The organism is Cellulomonas sp. Marseille-Q8402, from assembly GCF_965119525.1.
Genome location: NZ_CBCPLX010000001.1, coordinates 1,162,716 through 1,186,301 on the forward strand (window position 1 = coordinate 1,162,716; position 23,586 = coordinate 1,186,301).

At 74.3% G+C, this 23,586-nt stretch carries 27 protein-coding genes and 1 other RNA gene; 17 read left to right on the forward strand and 11 right to left on the reverse strand.

All coding sequences use genetic code 11. The annotated features are described in order from the left end of the window. Positions 1-128 precede the first annotated feature (128 nt). On the reverse strand, positions 129-1,373 hold the full coding sequence (locus ACWPWW_RS05305) for a flavin monoamine oxidase family protein (RefSeq protein WP_454049291.1): 1,245 nt from the start codon (positions 1,371-1,373) through the stop codon (positions 129-131). 37 nt (positions 1,374-1,410) lie between these two features. Then, positions 1,411-2,313, reverse strand: a complete 903-nt coding sequence (locus ACWPWW_RS05310) for a LysR family transcriptional regulator (protein WP_454049292.1) — start codon at positions 2,311-2,313, stop codon at positions 1,411-1,413. Between the two features lie 154 nt (positions 2,314-2,467). Here ACWPWW_RS05310 and ACWPWW_RS05315 point away from each other — a divergent pair, with 154 nt between their 5' ends. Further along, positions 2,468-2,803, forward strand: a complete 336-nt coding sequence (locus ACWPWW_RS05315) for a CBU_0592 family membrane protein (protein ID WP_454049293.1) — start codon at positions 2,468-2,470, stop codon at positions 2,801-2,803. Positions 2,804-2,953: 150 nt separating this feature from the next. Here ACWPWW_RS05315 and ACWPWW_RS05320 read toward each other — a convergent pair whose 3' ends face one another. From ACWPWW_RS05320 to ACWPWW_RS05345, 6 genes are all read right to left on the reverse strand, one after another. Next, on the reverse strand, positions 2,954-3,256 hold the full coding sequence (locus tag ACWPWW_RS05320) for a DUF1905 domain-containing protein (RefSeq protein WP_454049294.1): 303 nt from the start codon (positions 3,254-3,256) through the stop codon (positions 2,954-2,956). A 34-nt stretch (positions 3,257-3,290) separates the two neighbouring features. Next, a complete protein-coding gene (locus tag ACWPWW_RS05325) occupies positions 3,291-3,596 on the reverse strand; it encodes a type II toxin-antitoxin system PemK/MazF family toxin (protein WP_454049295.1) in 306 nt (101 codons plus the stop codon). Continuing rightward, positions 3,596-3,832 (reverse strand): YlcI/YnfO family protein, encoded by a 237-nt coding sequence (locus ACWPWW_RS05330; protein ID WP_454049296.1) that lies wholly within the window; start codon positions 3,830-3,832, stop codon positions 3,596-3,598. Before ACWPWW_RS05330 ends, ACWPWW_RS05325 begins: the two co-directional genes overlap by 1 nt. Positions 3,833-3,899: 67 nt before the next feature. After that, a complete protein-coding gene (locus ACWPWW_RS05335) occupies positions 3,900-4,835 on the reverse strand; it encodes an aldo/keto reductase (protein ID WP_454049297.1) in 936 nt (311 codons plus the stop codon). A 105-nt stretch (positions 4,836-4,940) separates the two neighbouring features. Beyond that, positions 4,941-5,216, reverse strand: coding sequence for a hypothetical protein (locus tag ACWPWW_RS05340; protein WP_454049298.1), 276 nt, complete (start codon positions 5,214-5,216; stop codon positions 4,941-4,943). A 20-nt stretch (positions 5,217-5,236) separates the two neighbouring features. Then, positions 5,237-5,524 carry a DUF1905 domain-containing protein gene (locus ACWPWW_RS05345; RefSeq protein WP_454049299.1) on the reverse strand — a complete coding sequence of 96 codons (288 nt, stop codon included), beginning with the start codon at positions 5,522-5,524 and terminating at the stop codon, positions 5,237-5,239. Positions 5,525-5,610: 86 nt separating this feature from the next. Here ACWPWW_RS05345 and ACWPWW_RS05350 point away from each other — a divergent pair, with 86 nt between their 5' ends. The 10 genes from ACWPWW_RS05350 (at position 5,611) to ACWPWW_RS05395 (ending at position 15,848) form a co-directional block, all read left to right on the forward strand. After that, entirely contained in the window at positions 5,611-6,981 is a 1,371-nt protein-coding gene (locus ACWPWW_RS05350) for an FAD-binding oxidoreductase (RefSeq protein ID WP_454049300.1), read from the forward strand. Positions 6,982-6,995: 14 nt separating this feature from the next. Further along, entirely contained in the window at positions 6,996-8,084 is a 1,089-nt protein-coding gene (locus ACWPWW_RS05355; RefSeq protein WP_454049301.1) for a winged helix DNA-binding domain-containing protein, read from the forward strand. A 15-nt stretch (positions 8,085-8,099) separates the two neighbouring features. After that, positions 8,100-8,492, forward strand: coding sequence for a nitroreductase family deazaflavin-dependent oxidoreductase (locus ACWPWW_RS05360; protein WP_454049302.1), 393 nt, complete (start codon positions 8,100-8,102; stop codon positions 8,490-8,492). 125 nt (positions 8,493-8,617) lie between these two features. After that, entirely contained in the window at positions 8,618-10,984 is a 2,367-nt protein-coding gene (locus ACWPWW_RS05365; RefSeq protein WP_454049303.1) for an arylsulfatase, read from the forward strand. 43 nt (positions 10,985-11,027) lie between these two features. Next, complete coding sequence (locus tag ACWPWW_RS05370) at positions 11,028-11,462, forward strand: type II toxin-antitoxin system PemK/MazF family toxin (protein ID WP_454049304.1); 435 nt, start codon at positions 11,028-11,030, stop codon at positions 11,460-11,462. Between the two features lie 67 nt (positions 11,463-11,529). Further along, positions 11,530-12,546 (forward strand): siderophore ABC transporter substrate-binding protein, encoded by a 1,017-nt coding sequence (locus ACWPWW_RS05375; protein WP_454049305.1) that lies wholly within the window; start codon positions 11,530-11,532, stop codon positions 12,544-12,546. Further along, positions 12,543-13,535 carry an ABC transporter permease gene (locus tag ACWPWW_RS05380; RefSeq protein ID WP_454049306.1) on the forward strand — a complete coding sequence of 331 codons (993 nt, stop codon included), beginning with the start codon at positions 12,543-12,545 and terminating at the stop codon, positions 13,533-13,535. The genes ACWPWW_RS05375 and ACWPWW_RS05380 overlap by 4 nt, the downstream gene beginning before the upstream one ends. After that, a complete protein-coding gene (locus ACWPWW_RS05385) occupies positions 13,528-14,571 on the forward strand; it encodes an iron chelate uptake ABC transporter family permease subunit (protein WP_454049307.1) in 1,044 nt (347 codons plus the stop codon). The genes ACWPWW_RS05380 and ACWPWW_RS05385 overlap by 8 nt, the downstream gene beginning before the upstream one ends. Continuing rightward, entirely contained in the window at positions 14,568-15,329 is a 762-nt protein-coding gene (locus tag ACWPWW_RS05390) for an iron ABC transporter ATP-binding protein (RefSeq protein WP_454049308.1), read from the forward strand. The genes ACWPWW_RS05385 and ACWPWW_RS05390 overlap by 4 nt, the downstream gene beginning before the upstream one ends. A 264-nt stretch (positions 15,330-15,593) precedes the next feature. Next, positions 15,594-15,848, forward strand: coding sequence for a nuclease (locus ACWPWW_RS05395; protein ID WP_454049309.1), 255 nt, complete (start codon positions 15,594-15,596; stop codon positions 15,846-15,848). Here the strand turns inward: ACWPWW_RS05395 and ACWPWW_RS05400 are convergent. Together ACWPWW_RS05400 and ssrA are read right to left on the reverse strand one after the other, a co-directional pair. Further along, positions 15,845-16,243: an aldehyde dehydrogenase gene (locus ACWPWW_RS05400; protein WP_454049310.1), complete on the reverse strand. Its 399-nt coding sequence runs from the start codon at positions 16,241-16,243 to the stop codon at positions 15,845-15,847. The two genes, ACWPWW_RS05395 and ACWPWW_RS05400, sit on opposite strands and share 4 nt — an antisense overlap. A gap of 159 nt (positions 16,244-16,402) precedes the next feature. Beyond that, positions 16,403-16,769, reverse strand: a transfer-messenger RNA (tmRNA) gene (gene ssrA / locus ACWPWW_RS05405). A gap of 214 nt (positions 16,770-16,983) precedes the next feature. On the opposite strand from ssrA, the gene ACWPWW_RS05410 reads away from it, so the two are divergent. Further along, positions 16,984-17,484 (forward strand): DUF6328 family protein, encoded by a 501-nt coding sequence (locus tag ACWPWW_RS05410; RefSeq protein WP_454049311.1) that lies wholly within the window; start codon positions 16,984-16,986, stop codon positions 17,482-17,484. A gap of 4 nt (positions 17,485-17,488) precedes the next feature. Here ACWPWW_RS05410 and ACWPWW_RS05415 read toward each other — a convergent pair whose 3' ends face one another. Then, on the reverse strand, positions 17,489-18,295 hold the full coding sequence (locus ACWPWW_RS05415) for a TetR family transcriptional regulator (RefSeq protein WP_454049312.1): 807 nt from the start codon (positions 18,293-18,295) through the stop codon (positions 17,489-17,491). Positions 18,296-18,450: 155 nt separating this feature from the next. On the opposite strand from ACWPWW_RS05415, the gene ACWPWW_RS05420 reads away from it, so the two are divergent. The 5 genes from ACWPWW_RS05420 to ACWPWW_RS05440 all read left to right on the forward strand — a co-directional run bounded on the left by ACWPWW_RS05420 (position 18,451) and on the right by ACWPWW_RS05440 (position 23,556). Continuing rightward, positions 18,451-19,410: an ABC transporter ATP-binding protein gene (locus ACWPWW_RS05420; protein ID WP_454049313.1), complete on the forward strand. Its 960-nt coding sequence runs from the start codon at positions 18,451-18,453 to the stop codon at positions 19,408-19,410. After that, on the forward strand, positions 19,407-20,141 hold the full coding sequence (locus ACWPWW_RS05425) for an ABC transporter permease (protein WP_454049314.1): 735 nt from the start codon (positions 19,407-19,409) through the stop codon (positions 20,139-20,141). The genes ACWPWW_RS05420 and ACWPWW_RS05425 overlap by 4 nt, the downstream gene beginning before the upstream one ends. 21 nt (positions 20,142-20,162) lie before the next feature. Beyond that, positions 20,163-20,915 carry a histidine phosphatase family protein gene (locus tag ACWPWW_RS05430; protein WP_454049315.1) on the forward strand — a complete coding sequence of 251 codons (753 nt, stop codon included), beginning with the start codon at positions 20,163-20,165 and terminating at the stop codon, positions 20,913-20,915. Between the two features lie 121 nt (positions 20,916-21,036). Continuing rightward, complete coding sequence (locus ACWPWW_RS05435; RefSeq protein WP_454049316.1) at positions 21,037-22,104, forward strand: ATP-dependent DNA ligase; 1,068 nt, start codon at positions 21,037-21,039, stop codon at positions 22,102-22,104. Between the two features lie 78 nt (positions 22,105-22,182). Further along, positions 22,183-23,556, forward strand: coding sequence for an NAD(P)/FAD-dependent oxidoreductase (locus ACWPWW_RS05440; RefSeq protein ID WP_454049317.1), 1,374 nt, complete (start codon positions 22,183-22,185; stop codon positions 23,554-23,556). Positions 23,557-23,586 lie beyond the last annotated feature (30 nt).

The following is a 23,586-nucleotide window of genomic DNA, read 5'->3' on the forward strand; positions in this document are numbered from 1 at the left end:
GGAGCCCGACCCCTCGGGGACGGACTCCTCGCACGGCCACTCACGTCAGGCGGACAGGGACCCGAGTGGCTCAGAGGGCCTACCGCGACGAACTCGCTGATCACACGCTGCGCCTGCCGAGCGGCGGCTCAGGCCGCGAGCCGGCGGGCGACGGCCCGCGCCGCGCGGCGGCCCGACACGACCGCGCCCTGCTGCGACGGGGTGTCCCGGTGGTCGCCGCAGACGTAGCGGCCGTCGCCGAGGTCCACGGGCTGCCGCACGACCAGCGGCGGCGGGGTCGCCGGCAGCGCACCGTCGACCTCGTGCCGGGCGAGCTCGCGCCAGCCGCGCGGGTCGACGCCCAGCATCTCGCCGGCCTGCCGGCGGACGGTGAACGCGTCGGGGACGGCCGCGGGGTCCCGCTGCCCGGGGGCGAGCACCGACGTCGCCTGCACCAGCTGCGCGCCCGCGGGGGCGTAGGACGGCGCCGCCGCCGAGATCACGGCCGCGTTGACCAGCGGCCCGCGGCGACGGCCGTCGACGACCACGGCGTCGAGCCGGGGCAGCGCCTCCGCGGCCCACCAGGTCGTCACCAGGCCGCGCATCGGCGGTGCGGTCAGCCCGGTCAGGGACGCCGCCGTCACGGGGTCGGCCGCGACCACGACCGCCCGGGCCCGCACCCGGGAGCCGTCGACGTGCACCGCCTGGCCGCCCGGCACGGCCTCGACGGCCGTGACCCGCACCCCCGTGGTGACGTGCGGCAGCGACGCGGCCAGCTGCTCGGGCAACGCACCCATCCCGCCCACCGGCAGCGCGGGCGTGCCGCGCAGCATCGACCGCACGACCAGGCGCACGTACGTCGCGGAGGTCGCGCCGGACTCGTCGCCGAGCACGCCGGCCAGGAACGGCTCGAGCACCTCGTACCGGATCCGCCCCGACACCCCGGCGTCGGCGAACGAGTCGGTGAGCGTGGTGTCGGGTCCGCCCTCGAGCGCACGCACGGAGCCGAGCGCCGGGGCCGCCCACCGGGCGAGCGCCGCGAGCTCACCGGCCCGGACGTAGCCGCTGCCGAGCGTCTCGCGCAGCCGGGTGGGCGCCCGCCGGGGGTCGGCCAGCAGCGCCAGCCCGTCGTCCCGGCGCACCGCCACACCGGGCAGGAACGGCTGCAGCCGCAGTGCGTCCAGGTCGGCGACCTCGCGGAGCGCCGGGTACGCCGGGTTGAGCACCTGGAAGCCGCGGTCGAGCGTGAAGCCGTCGACCCGCTCGCTGCGGATCCGCCCGCCGACGACCGGTCCTGCTTCCAGGACCCGCACGTCGAGCCCGCGCGCGTGCAGGACCCGGGCACAGGTCAGGCCGGCGATGCCCGCGCCGACGACCACCACGTCGCAGTCCATGCGGCGAGCCTAGGGTCGTCGTGGACGACGCGCCTGGTCAGACGAGGTCCAGCCCCGACGCGACAGCCAGCAGCTCGTCGACGACCGCGACGACGGCCGGGCTCGGCTCACGCCGCGTCGCACGGTGCCGCGCGACCAGGCGCCGCGAGCCGAGGCCCGGCACCGTCGCCACCGTGACGCCGTCCGGCAGCTCGCCCTGCAGCGCGAGGGCGGGGAGCATCCCGACCCCCTGCCCCGCGGCGACCAGCGCCAGCGCGACGTCGAAGTCGTAGTAGACGTGCCGGGTCGTGAGGGGGCCCAGCGCGGCCGCGACGCGGTTCATGGCACGGGCGGCCGCGGTACCGCGCTCCGCGTCGAGCCAGGTGACCCCGGTCAGGTCCGACAGCTGCGTCGGCGTCGCGACCGCGGTCGGCAGCACGAGCCGCCAGGGCTCCTCCAGCAGCACGACGTCCCGCTGCCCGCGCGGCACGTGCGTGTCGGCGTCCTCGTCCCGCTCCAGCAGGACGACGTCGGCGTCCCCCTCGCGCAGCCGGCGCATCGACTCGCCCGGCTCCCGCTCCTCGACGACCAGCTCGACGTTCGGGTGGTGCTCGGCCAGCGACGCGAACGCCGGCGCGATCACCGCGCGGATGGCCGTCTGGAAGCCCGCCACCGTCACCCGGCCCGACAGCTCGCCACCGAGCGCCGCGAGCGACTTGCGGGCCTCGACCAGCTCGGACTCGATGCGCTCGGCGGCCTCCGCCAGGATGCGCCCGGCGGTGGTCAGCGTGGCGCCCCGCGGGCCGCGGTCGAGCACCGCCACCCCCTCCTCCGCCTCCAACCGGGTGATCTGCTGCGACACCGCCGACGGCGTGACGTGCAGCACGTCGGCGGCGGCGAGGACGCCTCCCGCGCGGTGCACGGCGAGCAGGACGGCGAGGCGGCGGGGATCGGTCGGCACCGTTTCATCCTAATTCAGATGCGCTACACCCCGGTCGCAACATCATTCGATTGTGCTGAACCCGTTTCGCGCCCACACTTCTGGGGTCGGCACACCCCGCACGCGGGGCGCCGGCCACCCTCCACCCACCCTTCTCGCCTGCCAGGAGTTTGTCGTGTCCGCTTTCGTCACCGCGCTCGGCTGGGTCGGCGCGGTCACGTGCCTCGTCGCCTACGTCCTCGTCACCCGCGGGACGTGGGCGCCGACGTCCGGGCGCTACCAGCTCGCGAACGTGGTCTCCGGGCTGTTCATGGGGCTGGTCGCCGCGAGCAGCGGGGTGTGGCCGTCGGTGGTCACGAACGCGGTGTGGGCCGTCGTCGGCGCGCACGCCGTGGCCGTCGTGCTGCGGGCGCGGCGCAAGCGGGCGCTGGACGCCGCGGCTGCCGTGCCCGCTGCGGGCGCGGGCGTGGCGGCGGACGCCACGGGCGACGTGGTGACCCTCGCCGCCTGACCTCGCACGTCGGCGGCGACCCGGCAGGCGAGGTCGTCACTCCTGCTCGAGGTCGTCCCGCAGGAGTGACGACCTCGGTCACGCATGACGACCTCGGTCCCGTATGACGACCTCGCGCGCGGCGCGCGGCGCGCGGCGCGCGGCGCGGGTTCAGACGTCCAGGACCCGCAGGGTCACCCGCACGGGTCCGCCGACCGTCAGGCCCTCGGCGGCCCGCACGGCCTTCTTGACCGGGAGCGAGTACGCCCGGCGCTTCCCGTCGGGGAAGATCGACGTCCGCCACGTCGTGCCGCCGACGGTCACCTCGACCCGCAGCGACCCGAAGCCGCGCGCGAACCCGCCGGCGCGCTCCAGGATCTCGTCGGAGGCGTCCTCCGGCACGCTGACGAACGTCCACCGCTCGGTCCTGCGCGCGTCCCACTCCCACAGCGGCGCCTCGAAGTCGAAGATCATGTCCCGATGCTGCCGCAGGGCGCCGACACGGCGCTCAGTCGAGGTCCAGGTCGAACGCCGAGACGAGCGCCCGCGCGAGGGCCCGCTCCTGAGCCGGCAGCAGCATGCCCACCTGGCGCCCCAGCCGCCCGGACTCGATCGTGATGAGGTTGTCGCAGCTCACGACGCTGTCGTGGTCGAGCCCGTTGGCGTCGCCCACCGGCACCTCGGTCGACAGCCCCCGTGCCGTCGTGGTGATGGGGGCGACGGTGACGCGTCCGAGGTAGGGGCGGACGACCTCACGTGTCAGGACGAGGACCGGGCGCGTCGTGTCCAGGGACGCGAGGTGGATCGGGCGCATCAGCCGAGGTCCGCCATCGGCGCGCGCGCGCCCCATGCGATCAGTGCGTCGAGGTCGTCGTCCCGGACGTCGCCGCGCAGGATCGCGACGTCGCGTTCGGCCTCGAGCCGGCGGATCTCGCGCGCGAGCGCGCGCTCGACGAGCGACGCTCGGCTGCGCACCTGACCGGACGAGACGAGCGAGTCGACGAGCCGGACCATCTCGTCCGGCAGCCTCACGGCGATCTGGGTGCTCATCCCGACACGGTATGCCCATCGGGATGCGATGTGAATCCCGACATCGCACTCTCGGGTTCAGCCCCCGTCACGGCACGACGTGCCCCGCCGCCCGGAACAGCTCGTACCACTCAGCCCGCGTCAGCGGCAGGTCCGACCCCGCGGCCGCCTCGGTGACGCGCGACGGCGTCGTGGTCCCGAGCACCACCTGCATCTGCGCCGGGTGCCGGGTGATCCACGCGGTGGCGATGCCGATCGGCGTCACGCCGTACTTCTCCGCCAGCCGGTCGATGACGTCGTTCAGCTCGGCGAACTGCTCCCGGTCGCCCAGGAACACGCCGTCGAAGAAGCCCTTCTGGAACGGCGACCAGGCCTGCAGCGTGATGTCGTGCAGCCGGCAGTAGTCCAGCAGCCCGCCGTCGCGGTCGATCGACTGGTCGAGCCCGGCCATGTTCGCGGACACACCGGCGGCGACCAGCGGGGCGTGCGTGATGCTGAGCTGCACCTGGTTCACCACCAGGGGCTGCGTGACGGACTTCTTCAGCAGCTCGATCTGCCGGGGCGTGTGGTTGGAGACGCCGAAGGCGCGGACCTTGCCCGCGGCGGCGAGCTCGTCGAACGCGCGGGCGACCTCGTCCGGCTCGACCAGCGCGTCGGGGCGGTGCAGCAGCAGGATGTCGACGTGGTCCGTGCGGAGCGCGCGCAGGGAACCCTCGACCGAGCCGACGATCTCGTCGTAGGAGAAGTCGAAGTACGGGCCGTCCTTGATGATCCCGGCCTTGGTCTGGATGACGAACTCGTCGCGCTGCGACGGCGTCAGGTCGAGCGCCTCGGCGAACCGCGCCTCGCAGCCGTGCTTCTCGTCGCCGTAGACGGCCGCGTGGTCCACGAAGGTCGTGCCCGCGTCGCGCGCGGTGCGGACCAGCTCGCGCACCTCGTCGTCGGACTTGTCCTGGATCCGCATCAGGCCGAGGACCACGTTCGGCGCGACGATGTCGGTACGGGGCAGGGTGAACGTCTTCATGTCAGGCAGCGTCCTTCGGGTCGACGGTGACGGCGAGGCGCGACCGGCGGGCCACGGCGCTCGTCACGAGCCTAGGAGCCCGGACCGACGCCCGCCCACCGACGATCAGCGGCGCGAGCGCCGGGACCACGCCAGCCGGAAGCCGGCCGCGCCGCCCAGCAGCGCCGCGCCGACCGCGAGCAGCGCCGCCCCGAGCCCGACGGGCCGTCCGGGACGGTAGGTGGCGTCGGTCAGCGGCGCGTACGCGGCCCACCCCGACTCCGGCCGCGTCAGGATCCAGAGGCCGACGGCCGCGAGCGCCGCCCCCGCCAGCGCGGCGAGCAGCAGCCACGCGGTCGCACGTCGTCGGGCCGGGTCCGGGCGCGGGTTCTCGTCGGGCACGCGCCCCACTCTGGCAGCGGTCAGGCCTCGACCGTGAGCACCAGGTCCACCGTGTCGCCCAGCTCCACGCCCTCCGCGCGCCGCACCGCGTCCTTCAGCGGCACGAGGTAGCCGCCGTCCTTCGGGAACAGCGACGTCTCCCACCGCGTCCGCCCGAGCGTCACCGCCACCGGGATCACACCCCACCCGTAGGACACCAGCGCCGACGCCGACCGCAGCGTCGCGGCCTCCGCGCCGGGCACGGCCACGAAGTGGAACGGCGCCGGACCGCGCCAGTGGATCACCTCGCCGCGGAACCCCAGGTCCATGCCGGCCAGCGTACAAACCCCTTGCCGCCGTGCGCCGGGCGGGAGAACGCTGGGGTCCTCAGCCGCGCCGTGCGAAGGAGCACCGCATGACCACCCTGGACAGCACCCCCGTGGACCAGCTGCGTGCCCGGGTGTCGGGCCGCGTCGTGGATCCGGGCGACCCCGACTACGACGCGCTCCGGGTAGTCGTCCTCGGCGGCGTCGACCCGCGACCCGCCCTGATCGTCCGCCCGGCCGACGACGCCGACGTCGCGGCAGCGGTCGGGTTCGCCCGCGAGCACGGCCTCCCGCTGGCGGTGCGCAGCGGCGGGCACAGCGGTGCGGGCCACGGCACCGTCGACGACGGTCTCGTGGTCGACCTGCGCGACCTGCGGGCGGTGGACGTCGACGTCGACGGCCGGTCCGCGTGGGTCGGGGCGGGCGCGACCGCGGGCGAGGTGACCGCGGCCACCGCCGCGCACGGGCTGGTGGTGGGGTTCGGGGACACCGGCTCGGTCGGGGTCGGCGGCCTCACGCTCGGCGGCGGGGTCGGCTACCTGTCGCGCGCGCACGGGCTGACCGTGGACAACCTGCTGGCAGCGGACGTCGTGCTCGCGGACGGGCGGGTCGTGCGCGCGGACGCCGGCCGGCACCCCGACCTGTTCTGGGCGCTGCGCGGCGGGGGCGGCAACCTCGGTGTGGTCACCCGGTTCCGGTTCCGCCTGCACCCGCTCGACGGCGTCACCGGCGGGATCCTGCTGCTGCCGGCGTCGGCGGCGGTGCTCGCGGGGTTCGTCGCGGCGCTGCAGGCGGCGCCGGACGAGCTCAGCGCGATCGTCAACGTGATGCCGTGCCCGCCGATGCCCTTCGTGCCGGCGGAGCACCACGGGCGCCTGGCCGTGATGGCTCTGGTCTGCTGGTCGGGGCCGGCCGAGGGCGCGGACGCGGTGCTCGCCCCGTTCCGGGCGCTGGCGGAGCCGCTGGCCGACCTGGTCCGCCCGGTCGCCTACCCGGAGCTGTTCCCGCCGGCCGACCCCGAGTACCACCCGACGGCCGTCGCCCGCACGCTGCTGCTCGACCACGTCGACCTGCCGCTGGCCGAGCGGCTGGTGGAGCGGCTGACCGCGATCGACGGGATGCGGGTCGTCCAGCTGCGCGCACTGGGCGGGGCGATCGCCCGCGTGCCGGCCGACGCGACCGCCTACGCGCACCGCAGCAGCCGGCTGATGGGCAACGTCGCCGCGTTCGTGACCGGCCCGGAGGACCGGGCGGCCCGGGCGGAGTGGGTGGCGGGGACGGCGGCCGTGCTCGACCAGGGCGACACCGGCGCCTACGTGAACTTCCTGGGCGACGAGGGACCGGAGCGGGTCCGCGCCGCCTACCCGGGCGCGACCTGGGACCGCCTGGCGGCGGTCAAGGCGACCTACGACCCGGGCAACGTGTTCTGCCGGAACCAGAACGTGCCGCCGGCCGTCTGAGCCCCGTGGTCCCCGTGACCGCGCCGCTGACGCTGCGCCGGCTGAACCGGACGCTGCTGCACCGCCAGCTGCTCGACGCGCGCGCGGCGATCGCACCCGCCGAGGCGGTGCGCCGCGTCCTCGCGGTGCAGGCCCAGGAGCCGAACTGGGTGTTCGCCGGCCTGTGGTCGCGCCTCGCCGGGTTCGAGCGCGCCGACCTGGAGCTCGCGGTGGCGGACCGCGCGCTGGTGCGGGGTCCCCTGCTGCGCGGCACCCAGCACCTCGTCGCCGCCGAGGACTACCGGTGGCTGCGACCGACCGTCCAGCCGGTGCTGAGCCGGCTCGCGCGCGGCGCCTACTACGCGGATCAGACGCGCGGGATCGAGCCGGAGCAGCTGGTCGTGGCGGCGCGGGAGGCGCTCGGCGACGGCCTGGTCCGGCGCCGCGACCTCGCGGCGGCGCTGGTGGCCCGGTGGCCCGGGAGGCGCGGCGCGGTCCTCGCGGCGGCCGTCGAGGCGGAGTCGCCCGTGGTGCACGACCCCGGCACGTCGGCGTGGGGCTCGTGGCGGAGCCGCCGGTCCATCTCGGTCGCGGACGCCGAGGCGTGGCTCGGCGGGCCGATGGCCGAGCCGGACCTGCCCCTGCTGGTCCGCCGGTACCTCGCGGCGTTCGGGCCGGCGGGCGTGATGGACGTGCAGACGTTCACCGGGCTGACCCGGCTCCGGCCGGTGGTCGACGGCATGCGCGCCGAGCTGCGGGTGCGGCGCGGGCCGGACGGCGCCGAGCTGCTGGACCTGCCGGACGCCCCGCTGGCGGACGAGGACGCCCCGGCACCGGTCCGGTTCGTCGCCGCCTTCGACAACGCCGTCCTCGGCCACCGCGACCGCACGCGGATCCTTCCCGAGGCGCACCGGACGACGACGATGCCGGGCTACTCGATGGTGCACGCCACCGTGCTGGTCGACGGGTTCGTCGCCGCGACCTGGCTGGTCGAGGACGGCGCGCTCGTCGTGCGTCCGCTCGAGCCGCTGCGCGCCGCCGTCGAGGACGACGTGCTCGGCGAGGGCGCTCGCATGGCCGCGTTCCTCGACCTCGACCCCGCCCGCACCACGATCGCCCGCTGACCCGAGGAGCCTCCCGTGCCCGTCTCCGCCCGCCGCACCGCCCCGCTCCGTCGCGTGCTGAACCCGGTGATGCTGCGGGTCGCCGGGCACGGCGGGTCGCTCGTCGTCCTCGAGCACGTCGGCCGCCGCACGGGGACGGTCCGCCGCACCCCGTTGATGGCGTTCCGGCACGGCGGCACCGTGACGGTCGCGCTGACCTACGGCCCCGACGTCGCGTGGCTGGCCAACATCCGGGCCGCCGGGCGCTGCCGGATGCTGCTGGGCGGCACGGTGCTCAGGCTCGGGGCCCCGCGGGAGGTGCCGCCGCAGGACGCCCTGCCCTGGGTGCCGCTGCCGCAGCGCGCGCTGCTCCGCTGGCCGATCCGGTGCCGCGACTTCGTCGAGCTGCCGGTGCTGGGACCCCGTTGAGGCCCGCGCGCCGCGACGGGCGCGCCCGGGGCCGCGGACGCGTGGTGCCCGCAGCGGGTGAGGCGCGCGCCGACCCCCGTCCCTAGCGTCGAGGCACGTCCGTGCCCGATCCGTGGAGGTCCGCGATGCGCCCCGACCCGCACGCCCGCTCGATCCTGCCGATCCCCGACCGGCCGCCGACCGGTCTGACGACGTACGACGCGAAGGACCCCGACACGACGTTCCCGCCGATCGAGCCGCTGCTCCCGCCCCCGGGCGCGCCGAACGTGCTGGTGGTGCTGCTGGACGACGTGGGCTTCGGGGCGTCCAGCACGTTCGGCGGGCCGTGCCGGACCCCGACCGCCGACCGGCTCGCGGCCGGCGGCCTGCGGTTCAACCGGTTCCACACCACGGCGCTGTGCGCCCCGACCCGGCAGGCCCTCCTGACCGGGCGGAACCACCACTCGGTCGGCATGGGCAGCATCACCGAGACGGCCACGTCCGCGCCGGGCAACTCCTCGGTCCGGCCCAACACGAAAGCCACCCTGGCGACCACGCTGCGGCTGAACGGCTACTCGACCGCGCAGTTCGGCAAGTGCCACGAGGTGCCGGTCTGGCAGACGTCGCCCATCGGCCCGTTCGACGCGTGGCCGACCGGAGGGGGCGGGTTCGAGACGTTCTACGGGTTCATCGGCGGCGAGAACAACCAGTGGGACCCGGCTCTGTACGACGGCACCACGCCCGTCGAGCCGCCCGCCACGCCCGAGGAGGGCTACCACCTCACCGAGGACCTCGCCGACCACGCCACCGCCTGGATCCGCACCCAGCGCGCACTGGCCCCGGACCGGCCGTTCTTCGTCTACTTCGCGCCCGGTGCGACGCACGCCCCGCACCACGTCGCGCCCGAGTGGATCGCCCGGTACGCCGGGGAGTTCGACGACGGCTGGGACGTCCAGCGCGCGCGCACCTTCGCCCGGCAGCAGGAGCTCGGGGTGGTGCCGCCGGGCGCGGAGCTCACGGCCCGGCACGAGGAGATCCCGGCGTGGGACGACGTGCCCGACGACCTCAAGCCCGTGCTGGCGCGCCAGATGGAGACCTACGCCGGCTTCCTGGAGCACACGGACGCACAGGTGGGACGCGTGATCGACACCCTGGACGACCTCGGCGTCCTGGACGACACGCTCGTGTACTACGTCATCGGCGACAACGGGGCGTCGGCCGAGGGCACCGTCAACGGCGCGTTCAACGAGATGGCGAACTTCAACGGCATGGCGGCGCTGGAGACGCCGGAGTTCCTCCGCAGCACGATGGACCAGCTCGGCTCCCCCAGCTCGTACAACCACTACGCGGTCGGCTGGGCCTGGGCGATGGACACCCCGTACCAGTGGACCAAGCAGGTGGCCTCGCACTGGGGCGGCACGCGCAACGGCACCGTCGTGCACTGGCCGTCGGGCATCGCCGAGCGCGGCGGGCTCCGGTCGCAGTTCACGCACGTCATCGACATCGCCCCGACCGTGCTCGAGGCCGCCGGGCTCCCCCAGCCGATCTCCGTGAACGGCGTCCAGCAGGCTCCGATCGAGGGCACCTCGATGCTGTACGCGTTCGGCGACGGCTCCGCGCCGGAGCGGCACGACCTGCAGTACTTCGAGATGTTCGGCAACCGCGGGATCTACCACCGGGGCTGGAGCGCGGTCACCAAGCACCGGACGCCCTGGATCATGGTCGGTGGCGTGGTCCCGCCGTTCGACGAGGACCTCTGGGAGCTGTACGACGGGAACGACGACTTCAGCCAGGCGCGCGACCTCGCCGAGAAGCACCCCGACGTGCTGGCGCGGCTGCAGCGCCTGTGGCTGATCGAGGCCACGAAGTACCAGGTGCTGCCGATGGACGACCGCACCGCCGAGCGCATCGAGCCGAGCATGGCCGGGCGCCCGACGCTGATCCGCGGCGACTCCCAGCTGTTCTTCGCCGGGATGGGCCGGCTGTCGGAGAACAGCGTCGTGTCGGTCAAGAACCGGTCGTTCGCGGTCACGGCCGAGGTCGACGTCCCGGCGGCCGGGGCGGAGGGCGTCCTCATCGCCCAGGGCGGCCGGTTCGGCGGCTGGGCGGCGTACTGCGGCGCCGGCCGGCTCGCGTTCGTCTACAACGTGCTCGGGATCCAGGAGTTCGTCGTCACCGCCGACTCCCCGGTGCCCGGTGGCCGGCACCAGCTGCGGGTGGAGCTGGCGTACGACGGGGGCGGCCTCGGCAAGGGCGGCGACGTGACGCTGTACGTCGACGGCGCCGTCGCCGGCGGGGGCCGGGTCGGGGCGACGCACCCGATGATCTTCTCGGCCGACGAGACCACCGACATCGGGCGCGACACCGGCACCCCGGTCGGCTCCGGGTACACGACCGCGACCAGCAGGTTCACGGGGCGGATCCACTGGGTGCAGCTCGACGTCGGACCGGCCGACGCCGACCACCTGATCAGCCCGGAGGAGCGGATGCGGGTGGCGATGGCGCGGCAGTAGCCGCCGCGCGCCGCGGCCCCGGGGGCTGGCACACTCGCGTCCCGTGACCGACTCGATCGTCCCCGCCGCGCTCGGCGACCTGCTCGCGGACCGCCCGTGGCTGCTCGCGCTCGTCGCCGGCGCCGTGCTCCTGGTGCTGCGCCTGCTCGGGCGCGCCGGGCTGCCGAGGCCGCGGCCCGGGGAGGTGTGGTTCGCGATGGTGCCCTTCCGGGACGGGACCGGCGCGAAGGACCGCCCGGTCGTCGTGCTGGCCACCCGCGGCCGGACCTGCACCGTCGCCCGGCTGACGTCCCAGGACCACGGCGCGCGGCCGGAGTACGTGCGCGCGCCCCACGTGCTGCCGGGGCTGCGCAAGCAGAGCTGGGTCGACCTCCGGCCGATGCGGATCCACCGCAAGGCCCTGCGCCGCCGCACCGGCGACGCCGGGAGGGCCTGGCTGGTCTGGTACGAGGAGCGGGCTCGACGCGCGGACGCTTGACGTGACAGGCTCCGGTAAGGATAGGTTGCCCTTACTTCAGCCGCGTCACTCCCCAGGAGCCAGATCCATGTCCTCGCGCACCTCCGCCCGCCGGGCCGCAGCCGTCCTGACGGCCGCCCCGCTCGCCCTCGTCCTCGCCGCCTGCGGCGGGACGGCCGACGCCGGCGGCACGCCCGGAACGGCGGCGTCGACCGGGTCCGCGACGGCCTCGACCGTCACGATCGAGGACAACCACGGCAGCGTCGAGGTCCCGGTGGACCCGGAGCGCGTCGTGGCGCTCGACAACCACGTGTTCGCGACGCTGTCGGCCTGGGACGTCCCGCTGGTCGCGGCGCCGAAGGGCATCATGGGCGACGGCCTGTGGCCGGAGTACACCGAGGACGAGGCCGTCCTCGACGTGGGCACGCACCGCGAGCCCGACCTCGAGTCGATCGTGGCCGCGGAGCCGGACCTGATCATCGGCGGCTACCGGTTCTCCGACCACTACGACGACATCGTGGCGCAGAACCCGGACGCGACCGTCGTCGAGATCGCCCCGCGGGACGGTGAGGACCAGTCCGCCGAGCTCGTCCGCCAGGTCGAGATCCTCGGCGAGATCTTCGACCGCGAGGACGAGGCCGCGCAGATCGTCGCGGACTACGAGCAGGCCGTCGCCGACGCGACCGAGGCCTACGACGGCGAGAGCACCGTCGTCGGCCTGATCACCTCGGGTGGCGAGATCTCGTACAGCGCCCCGGTGACCGGCCGCAGCATCGGCACCCTGTTCCCGACGCTCGGCCTGCAGCCGGCCATCGAGCAGGCGGCCGAGGACACCTCGCACGGCGACGACATCAGCGTCGAGGCGATCGCCGCGGCGAACCCCGACTGGATCATCGTGCTGGACCGCGACGGGGCAGGCGTCGGCGAGGGCGAGTACCGGCCCGCGGCCGAGCTGATCGGCGGCTCCGAGGCCCTGGCCGGCGTCACCGCCGTCGCTCAGGACCAGGTGATCTACCTGGACCCGGACTTCTACCTGACCGAGGACGTCCAGGCCTACACCGCCCTGTACGAGCAGGTCGCGCAGGCGTTCACCGACGCCGCGTGACGACGCTCGACACCACCGCCGCCGCCGTCCCGGGCACCCGCCCGGGGCGGCGGTCCGGTGTGCCGCTGCTCGTCGCCGCCCTGGTCACGCTCGCCCTGGTCGTGGTGTCCCTGCTGGTCGGGGTCTACGACCTGCGGGCCGAGGGCGGCGGCGAGATGTTCCTCATCACCCGCATCCCCCGCACGCTGGCCCTGGTGCTGGCCGGCAGCGCGATGGCGGTCAGCGGGCTGGTGCTCCAGCAGCTCACGCAGAACCGGTTCGTCGAGCCCACCACCAGCGGCACCAGCGAGTGGGCGGCGCTCGGCCTGCTGCTCTCGGTGATCCTGCTGCCGTCGGCGGGCATCGCGACCCGGATGGTCGTCGCCAGCCTGGCGGCGTTCGCCGGGACGATGGTGTTCATGGCGGTCCTGCGCCGCGTGCAGGAGCGCTCGACGCTCGTGGTCCCGGTCGTCGGGATCATGCTGGGCGCGGTCGTCAGCTCGCTCACCACGCTGATCGCGATCTCGACCAGCTACCTGCAGCTGCTCGGCACCTGGTTCATGGGCAGCTTCACCAGCGTGGTCCGCGGGCAGTACGAGGTGCTGTGGGTGGTCGCCGCCGTGTGCGCCGCGATCTTCGTGCTCGCCGACCGGCTCACCGTCGCGGGCCTGGGGCGCGACGTCGCGACCAACCTCGGGCTGGGCTACGACCGGCTGCTCCTGGCCGGCACGGCGCTGGTCGCCGTCGCCTCCGGGGTCACGACGGTCGTCGTCGGCTTCCTGCCGTTCCTCGGGCTGGTCGTCCCCAACGTGGTCTCGCTGCTGCGCGGGGACGACCTGCGGTCGAACCTGCCGTGGGTCTGCCTCGGCGGCATCGCCCTGGTCACGGTGTGCGACATCGTCGGCCGGACCGTGCGGATGCCGTTCGAGGTGCCCGTCGCGATGGTGCTCGGCATCGTCGGCGCGGCCGCGTTCGTTGCCCTCGTCCTGCGGGTGCGGCGCCGTGGCTGAGGTCGCGACGACGTCGCCCCGGGTGGCCGCGCCGACCCCGCCGGGCGCGGCACCGCGCCGTCGTGCGGTCACGGGCTCGTACGGGCTCCGGCTGGGCGTCGTCGTGCTGGTCGCGCTGGCGGCGGCGGTCGGCATCCTCACCTACGGCAACCCGGCGGCCCCCGGCTCGTCGGGGTTCTGGGTCATCGTGCGCAGCCGGTTCGCGTCCGTCGGCACGATCCTCGTGGTCGCGTTCTGCCAGGGCGTCGCGACCGTCGTGTTCCACACTGTGACCCACAACCGGATCCTCACCCCGTCGATCCTGGGGTTCGACGCCCTGTACCGGGTGATCCAGACCGCCCTGGTGTTCCTCTTCGGTGCCGGGACGCTCGCCGCGACCGACGGCCTCGGGAAGGTCGCGCTGCAGAGCCTGGTGATGGTCGCGTTCGCGTCCGTGCTCTACGGCTGGCTGTTCACCGGCACGAGGGCCGACCTGCACCTGCTGCTGCTGGTCGGCGTCGTGCTCGGCATGGGCTTCGGGGCGCTGTCGACCTTCATGCAGCGCCTGCTCACGCCCAGCGAGTTCGACATCCTGTCGGCTCGGCTGTTCGGGAACATCAGCGCCTCCGACGTGTCCTACCTGCCGTGGGGAGCGCTGGTGTGCGTGGTCGTGGGCGCCGTCCTGTGGCGGCGCCGGCACGTGCTCGACGTGGTCGCGCTCGGCCGCGAGACCGCCACCAGCCTGGGCGTGCGGCACCAGCGCGAGGTGGTGCTGACGCTCGTCCTGGTCGCCGTGCTGATCTCCGTGTCCACCTCGATGGTCGGGCCGATGACGTTCTTCGGGTTCGTCGTGGCGATGCTGACCTACCAGGTCGTCGGCGACAGCCGGCACGCCCGCACGCTGCCGATGGTCGTCGCCGTCGCCTGCGCGACCCTGCTGCTCGCCTACTTCGTGCTGCGGCACGTGTTCTACGGCGCCGGCCTGGTCTCCGTGATCATCGAGCTGGGCGGCGGCCTCGTGTTCCTCATCCACCTGCTGCGGAAGGGCCTGCGGTGATCACGCTCCAGGACGTCGCCAAGAGCTACGGGGACGTGCACGCCCTCGGGCCCGTCGACCTCGAGATCCCCGCCGGCGGCGTCACCGCCCTGGTCGGGCCGAACGGCGCCGGCAAGTCGACCATGCTCACCGTCGTCGGGCGGCTGCTCGGCGCCGACACCGGCCGGGTCACCGTCGGCGGCCTCGACGTCGTCACCGCGCACCCGCGCGAGCTGGCCCGGCGCCTGGCGATCCTGCGCCAGGAGAACCACTTCGTCGCGCGGCTCACGGTGCGGCAGCTCGTGCGGCTCGGCCGGTTCCCGCACTCGCAGGGCCGGGTCACCCGCGACGACGAGGCCGCGGTCGACACGGCGCTCGGGTTCCTCGACCTGGTCGACCTGCAGCACCGGTTCCTCGACGAGCTGTCCGGCGGGCAGCGGCAGCGGGCCTACGTGGCGATGGTGCTCGCCCAGGACACCGAGTACGTCCTGCTCGACGAGCCGCTGAACAACCTCGACATGCAGCACGCGGTGTCGATGATGGCGCGGCTGCGCCGCGCGGCCGACGAGCTGGGCAAGACCGTCGTGCTGGTCGTGCACGACATCAACTTCGCCTCGGCCTACGCCGACCGGATCATCGCGATGACCCAGGGCCGGATCCGGTACGTCGGGACGCCCGCGGAGGTGATGACGACCGAGGTGCTGTCCGACGTGTTCGCCACGCCGGTCACCGTCCTGGACGGGCCGGGCTACCCGCTGGCGGTCTACTACCGGGCGTGACGGCGCCCGTGACGATCGGCCACCATCCGGACGACGCGTTGACACCCCGCGGACGACTCCGCACACTCGTCCGCATGTCCGTCGTCCGGCACACCACGACCCCGCGCCCCGCGGGATACGCCGTCGTGCCGATGACGCGGTGCAGCTGTCGCCCCTGTCGCTGACGACCTCGTCGTCCGACCAGCGACCGGCCGCACGCGCCCCCGCCCGGGAGCCCGCCGTGCCGCCGCGACCCCGCACCGCAGGACATCCCAGGAGACTCCCGTGCCGCACCCCGCCCGTTTCGACGTCCTCCCCATCCAGGAGGCCGTCGCCTCCGCCTCCCCGAGCGCCTGGCGCGACGGCCTGGTCCGCGACCAGGGCGACGCCCAGGTGACGGTCGTGCTGCTCGACGGCCAGGTGCGCGTGCTGACCACGCGCGCGACGCCGCAGCCCGGCGAGCCGGTCGCGCTGCACCCGGTCGCCGAGCTGCTGGCGGTCGGCGGCGCCTGGTACGCCGCGCGACCCGCGTCCGACTAGGCCGGCATCGAAGCCATCGCCGACCGGCAGGCGTCCGCCATCGCCCGGCAGGCCTGCGCGCAGATCCGGCAGTGCTCCGACATCGACGCGTGCATGTCGCACTCCGCCGCGCACGCCTCGGCCATCGCGACGCAGGCCGTCATCATCGCGGTCGTCGCACCGGCGTCGTAGCCCACCGGGCGCATCATCATCCGCATGGTCGTGGTCGCGACGTCCGCGGTGCTGGCGCACATGGACGCACATCGGCCCATGCTCTCGGCGCCGTCCGCGTCGGCGCACATCGTCGCGGCCATCGCCGCCGCCGAGCACGCCTCGATGCAGGGCTGCATCGCCGTCATGTCCATGCCCGCGTCCGTCGCCGGCATCGACTTCATCATGTCCGTCATCATGCTCATGGTCCGTCCGCCTCCCGTGCCGTCTGGTGCTGCTGGCACGGGCGACGCTACGCCCGGCGCCCGCGGCGCCACCAGGGTGGGGCCCGGTGCACGCACCGGATCGGGGCCGGACACGCGTCGAGGCCCGCCCCGCGGACGGGACGGGCCTCGACGGACTCGATGTGGAGGTGGCGGGAATCGAACCCGCGTCCGATGACGTGGGACCAGGGCTTCTCCGGGCGCAGTCTGCTGCGATTTTCTCGGCCCCCACCATCACGCAGACGAGTGGTGGACAGGCCCAGTCACCTGAAAGTCCCCGCAGCCCCGGTGACGAGGGCTACGAGCAGTGGCTCCCTAGATGACGCCAGGAACTGAGTCGGAAGCTAGCTCAGGCTGACGGACTTCGAGGCTCGCTCAGGCGGCGAGGGCGAAGTCGGTGCGCTTGTTATCGGCACCTATTGGTTTACACGGATCGTTAACGAGATAACCGTGTGTCCTCGGCCCGCTTCTCCTGGTTCGACGATCACCGTCGAAACCGATCACCCCCGAGGGGTTGAAGCTTGTGGAGCTGTGGAGTTGTCAACCGCCGCCCTCGCCGTCCGGTCTCCCGTCCGCCGCGCGCGACGTGCCCAGCATACGGGTTCAACGCGGCGGGCCGCACGATGATTCCCGCCCCTCGACCTGCGACCGCACGTCATGCGCGGCACGATACGGACCTGCACGCCGCCGTCCCCCCGACGGCGCAGAGGACAGGACACGTGATGGACGAGCACCGCGACGACGACCCGACGGACGGCCGGCACGAGACCGCCACGGAGCGGATGGACCGGAACTGGAACGAGCTGCTGCAGGAGCTGCGCGTCGCGCAGACCGGCGTGCAGATCCTCACCGGGTTCCTGCTGACGGTCCCGTTCCAGCAGCGGTTCCTCGACCTCGACGAGTACCAGAAGACCGTCTACCTGGTCCTCGTGGTGCTCGCGGTGACCGCGACCGGGTTCATCGTGGCGCCGGTCTCCCTGCACCGGATCCTGTTCCGGCGGCACCTGAAGCGGGAGCTCGTCGACTCGGCCGACACGATGGCGCAGACCGGGCTGGCCGCGCTGGCCCTGGTGCTCGCGGGGTCCGCCCTGCTGCTGTTCGACGTGGTCGTCGGCCGGACCGCCGGCCTCGTCGCGGGCGCCGCGGTGCTGGTCGGGCTGGCGGTCGTCTGGGTCCTGGTCCCGGTCCGGCTGTCCCGGCGGGCCCGGAGCGAGGCCGACTGACGCGTCAGGGCGCGAGCAGGCGGGCGAGGACGCGTGCCGCGGCCTCGGGCGACGTGTCGGCCGAGCCGGTGAGCATCCCCTCGAGGGTGGCGATGTTGAGCACGCTGATGAGCACCAGCGCGTCGTCCCGGTCGTCCTGGGTCGGCTCGCCGCCGGGTCGCGGCCGGCCCTGGCCGGCACGGATGCGCGCGACCTGGGCCGCCACGACCTCGAACGTCGTCACGTGGAGCTCGGCGAGCTCGCCGCCCGCCTCCGGGTTGCGCAGCCCGTAGGTCAGGAACTCGAGCGACAGGAGCAGCCGCGGGTCGTCCTGCGCGCGGGTGAGCCAGCCGGTGACCTCGTCGACGTCCACCCCGTCGTCGGTGATGCCGGGCAGGGCGATCTCCGGGTCCGCCAGCGCGATCCCGAGGCGTTCGCGCGCGAGCGCCAGCATCACCTCGCTCTTGGACCGGAAGTGCGCGTAGAGCGCGCCCTTGGTGTAGCCGGCCTCGGCCGCGATGTCGCCGACGGACGCGCCCTCGTAGCCCTGCGCGGCGATGACCCGGGCGGCGGCGTCGAGCAGGTCGGCGCGGGTGCGGTCCACGCGCTCCCGGCGGCGCTCCTCGGCGCGGGCCGACCCGGCGCGCTTCGCGACGGTCTCGGAGGCGTCGGTCAGGCCGCGCGCGGCCTCCCGCAGGCTGCTCGCGAGCGCCTCGCCGACCTCGGGAACCACCTGCTTGCCCAGCATGCGGGTGAGCGCCGCCGTGGCGTCGGCGAGCGCGCGGGTGGCGGCACCGATCGACTCGTGGTCGTCCTGGTCGGATCGCGACATACGGCGATGGTAGCCGACATACCGTCCGGTATCCGCGGTGCCTTCGCCACCCAGCCGGAGTGCTGCGACCAGCGCACATACCTCCTGGTACTTCGGTACCATCGGTGCTACGTTCCGGCATGTACCGATCGGTATCTGACTGGAGGAGGATCGCGATGGGCTCGGACGACGTGCTCACCGTCCGCGGGCTGCGCAAGCGCTACCGCGGGCGCAAGGGCGTGCAGGCGAACGACGGGATCGACCTGGACGTGGCCGCCGGCCAGGTCGTCGGGCTGCTGGGCCACAACGGCGCCGGCAAGACGACCCTGGTCAACCAGGTCGTCGGGCTGGTGCTGCCCGACGCCGGCACCATCCGGCTGTGCGGCGTCGACGCGGTCGCGCAGCCGCACCTCGCCCGCGAGCGCACGTCGATCCAGGCGCAGGCGAACGTCCCGATCACGGGGCTGACCCCCCGCCTGGCCGTCGAGCTGGTCGGCCGGATCCGCGGCGGCGCACGACCCGCGGTGCGGGCCCGCGCCGCCGAGCTGATCGAGGCGCTCGACCTCGGGCCGTGGGCCGACACCCCGGCGGAGAAGGTGTCCGGCGGCATCGCGCGCCTCACCGCCTTCGCGATGACGGTGGTCCAGCCGGGTCGCCTCGTCGTCCTGGACGAGCCCACCAACGACGTGGACCCCGTGCGGCGCCGGCTGCTGTGGCAGCAGATCCGCGCGCTCGCGGACGACGGCCGCGCCGTGCTGCTCGTGACGCACAACGTGCGCGAGGCGGAGCGGGTCGTCGACGAGCTCGCGGTCCTCGACCGCGGCGTGGTGCTCGCGCACGGCACCCCCGCCGCGCTGACCGCGGCCCGCCGCGGCACCCTCACCGTCGAGATCGACCTCGCCCCCGACGTGCCCGTCGACTGGCACCCCGCCGTCACGCCCACCGGCGACTCGCGCGGGCGGCGGACCGGCAGCGTCCCGTCCGACGCCGCCGCCGAGGTCGTCCGCTGGGCGGAGGCCGAGGTCCGCGCCGGGGTCCTGGAACGCTACGCGCTCACCCCGGCGTCGCTGGAGGACGCCTACGTCGAGCTGGTCGGCGAGGGCCGCCCGGCCGTCGGGGCGGAGGTGGCCGCGTGACCGCCGTCCAGCAGACGCTGCTGCTGACCCAGTGGCAGTTCCGCCGCCAGTCGACGATGCTGCCGCTGCTCGTCCTGGTCCAGATGTTCATGTCCGTCGCCTCGGTCATCGGCTACGGCCTGCTGGTCGGCGACCCGGACCCGGAGTCCGCGCTCTACCTGGCGACCGGTGCCCCCACCATCACCCTGATCATCGTGGGCCTGGTCATGACGCCGCAGATGCTGTCCCAGTCGCGCACCGAGGGCAGCCTGGACTGGATGCGCACGCTGCCGCTGCCGCGGGCGCTGTTCCTGGTGAGCGACCTCCTCGTGTGGACGCTCATCGCCCTGCCCGGCATGGTGCTCGGCCTCGTCGCCGGGGTGCTGCGGTTCGACGTCGCGCTGTCGGTCACCCCGTGGTTCGTGCCGGCCGCGCTGCTGGTCTCCCTCACCGCCGCGGCCGTGGGCTACGGCATGGCGTCCCTGCTGAAGCCGACGCTGGCGATGCTCATGACCCAGGTGCTGGTGTTCGTGACCATGCTGTTCTCCCCCGTCAGCTACCCGGCGGACCGGATGCCCGGCTGGCTGCAGACGGCGCACGAGTGGCTGCCGATCGAGCCGATGGCGCAGCTGCTCCGGTCCGGGCTGGCGAGCGACGCCTTCACCATGCCGGCGCGGTCGCTGGTCGTGCTGCTCGCGTGGTGCGCCGCCGCCGTGGCCGGGGCGACCTGGGCGCTGCGCCGCCGCGTCTGAGTCGTGCCTAGGATCGCGGGCATGCCCTTCCTCGCGACCACCGCCGGGCAGGCGGAGCAGGGACCTGCCACGGCGCTCGACGACGAGCCCGCCCCGGACGGCACGACGACGCTGTACCTGGTCCGGCACGGCCGCACGGAGTACAACGCCACCCACCTGCTGCAGGGCTGGTGCGACTCGCCGCTGACCGACGAGGGGCTGGCCGGGGTGCGGGCCACCGCGCGGGTGCTGGCGGACCGGCGGTTCCACGCCGCGTACGCCAGCCCCGCCGGCCGGACCGTCGCCACGGCCCGCGAGCTGCTGACCCCGCACGACGGTGTCGACCTCACCACCGACGACGGCCTGCGGGAGATGCACTTCGGCGACCTGGAGGCCCGGCCGGAGGCCGAGCTGCTCGCGCTGGGCGATCCGGCGGAGCTGTTCGGCGGCATCCTCACCGGCGAGTACGCGGGGTTCCCCGGCGCGGAGCGCACCACCGACTACCTCGAGCGCGTCGCCGACGCCTTCGGCCGCATCGAGCAGGCGCACGCCGGCGGCGGCGAGGTGCTGGTGGTCAGCCACGGCGTCACGCTGCTCGCCTACCTGTCGATGGCGGGCACGGTGCCGATGGAGCCGCTCGCGAACGCCAGCATCTCGACGGTGCGCATCGGGCCGGACGGGGAGCGCGAGGTGCGGACCTTCGGGTTCGACCCCGCCGCGCAGGGCGCCCCCGGGCTGCCGGTCCCGGGCACCGAGTCGCCGGTGCGGTCCCCGGAGCGCCCCGCCGCGGGCTGAGCCGTCGCTGAGTGGAAGGTCCGGACGGACACGCCGTCGGCGTGTCCGTCCGGACCTTCCACCCGGTCGCGGGACGGGGTCCCTCTGGCCGCGCACGTCCCCGCCCAGCAGGATGGGCGCCATGGACCTGCCCGTGATGCCGCCCGTGTCGCCCATGCTGGCCAAGTCGGTGCCCGAGATCCCCGACCTCGGCCACACCGAGCCCAAGTGGGACGGGTTCCGGACGATCGTGTTCCGCGACGGCGACGACGTCGTGCTGGGCAGCCGCAACGAGAAGCCGATGACCCGGTACTTCCCGGAGCTCGTCGAGTCGATCAAGGCGCAGACCCCCGAGCGGTGCGTGCTGGACGGCGAGATCGTCGTGGTCGCGGGCGACCGGCTCGACTTCGACGCGCTGCAGCAGCGGATCCACCCCGCCGAGAGCCGGGTGCGGCTGCTCGCCGGGCAGACGCCGGCGTCGTTCGTGGCGTTCGACGTCCTGGCGCTCGGGGACGAGGACCTGATGGGCACGCCGTTCGGCGACCGGCGGTCCCGTCTGCTGGACGCGCTCGGCGACGCCGCGGGGCCGGTGCACGTCACCCCGGCGACCGGCGACCTCGAGCTGGCCCGGCAGTGGTTCACGCAGTTCGAGGGCGCGGGGCTGGACGGGGTCGTCGCCAAGCCGCTCGACGGCCGGTACCAGCCCGACAAGCGCACGATGTTCAAGGTCAAGCACGCCCGCACCGCCGACTGCGTGGTCGCCGGGTTCCGCTGGCACAAGACCGGCGGCATCGTCGGCTCGCTGCTGCTCGGGCTCTGGACCGACGACGGCCGGCTGCAGCACGTCGGGGTCGCCGCCTCGTTCCCGATGGCCCGCCGCCGGGCGCTCGTCGAGGAGCTGGCGCCGCTGCGCGCCGAGGACCTGTCGACGCACCCGTGGGGCGACTGGGCGGACCAGTCGGCGCACGGCGACAAGCGGATGCCCGGTGCCGTGAGCCGGTGGAACGCGTCCAAGGACCTGTCGTTCGTCCCGCTGCGGCCGGAGCTGGTCGTGGAGGTCGCGTACGACCACATGGAGGGCGACCGGTTCCGGCACACCGCGCAGTTCAAGCGCTGGCGGCCCGACCGGGACCCCGCGACGTGCACCTACGAGCAGCTCGAGGAGCCGGTGGGCTTCCGGCTGTCGGAGATCCTCGCGCCGCGGACCTGACACCCGCTCGCCGCGCGCGGGGCGGGACCCGCTCGTACTGTCGACCGGGTACCTCGACCGTTCCGCGGAAGGACCCCCATGAGCGCCTCCGTCCCCTCGCGCACGCCCGGCAAGCCGCACGACGTGGTGGTGATCGGCTCGGGCTTCGGCGGGCTGTTCGCCACGAAGGCCCTGGCCGACGCCCCGGTGCGCGTCACCGTCGTCGACGGCACCGCGACCCACCTGTTCCAGCCGCTGCTCTACCAGGTGGCGACCGGCGTGCTCTCGGTCGGCGAGGTCTCCCCGGCCACGCGCGACGTGCTGAAGAGCCAGCGCAACGCCCGCGTGCTGCTCGGCGTCGTGACCGACATCGACCTGGAGAAGCGCGAGGTGGTGTCGTCCTCGCCGATCGGCGAGACGCGGACGCGGTACGACAGCCTGATCGTCGCCGCCGGCTCGGGTCAGTCGTACTTCGGCAACGACCAGTTCGCCGACTTCGCGCCGGGGCTGAAGAGCATCGACGACGCCCTGGAGATCCGCGGCCGGGTGTTCGGCTCGTTCGAGCTGGCCGAGCTCACGACCGACCCCGCCGAGCGTGCCCGGCTCACCACCTTCGTCGTGGTCGGCGCGGGCCCGACGGGCGTCGAGATGGCCGGCCAGCTGGCCGAGCTCGCGCACCGCGCGCTGCGCGGGTCGTTCCGCAGCCTCGACACCACGCAGTCGCGGATCCTCCTGGTCGACCCCGTCCCGAAGGTGCTGCCGGGCAACCCGGAGAAGCTGCAGGACGCCGCCGCCCGGACGCTCGAGGGCCTCGGCGTCGAGCTGCTGATGGGGCACAAGGTGGTCGACGTGGACGCCGAGTCCGTGACCGTCGAGGACTCGGACGGCCGGCGGACGCGGATCGAGGCGCAGACCAAGGTGTGGGCGGCGGGCGTGCAGGCGTCCCCGCTGGGCCGGCAGCTCGGCGAGCAGACCGGTGCCGAGGTGGACCGCGCGGGCCGGGTCACGGTGGAGCCGAACGGCTCGCTGCCCGGGCACCCCGAGGTGTTCGTGGTCGGCGACATGGCGTCCCGCAAGGGCGTCCCGGGCGTCGCGCCCGCCGCGATGCAGACCGGCCGGTACGCCGCGCAGGAGATCGTCCGCCAGGTGCAGGGCGAGCCCAGCGCCGGACCGTTCCGGTACAAGGACAAGGGCAGCCTGGCGACAGTGTCGCGGTTCCAGGCGGTCGCCAAGATCGGGCCGGTCCAGACCGCCGGGTTCGGTGCGTGGCTCCTGTGGCTCGGCGTGCACCTCGTGTACCTGGTCGGCTTCAAGAACCGGATCACGACGCTGCTGCACTGGGCCGTGAGCTTCATCGGCCGCGGGCGGTCCGAGCGCACGGCGACGTGGCAGCAGGTGGTCGGCCGCGGCGCCCTGCGCAGCCGCGGCGTCGACAAGCCGACGGTGCCCACCCGCACGGTGCTGGGCGACTGAGCCCGGCGTCCGAGCCGGGCGCCGCAGGTT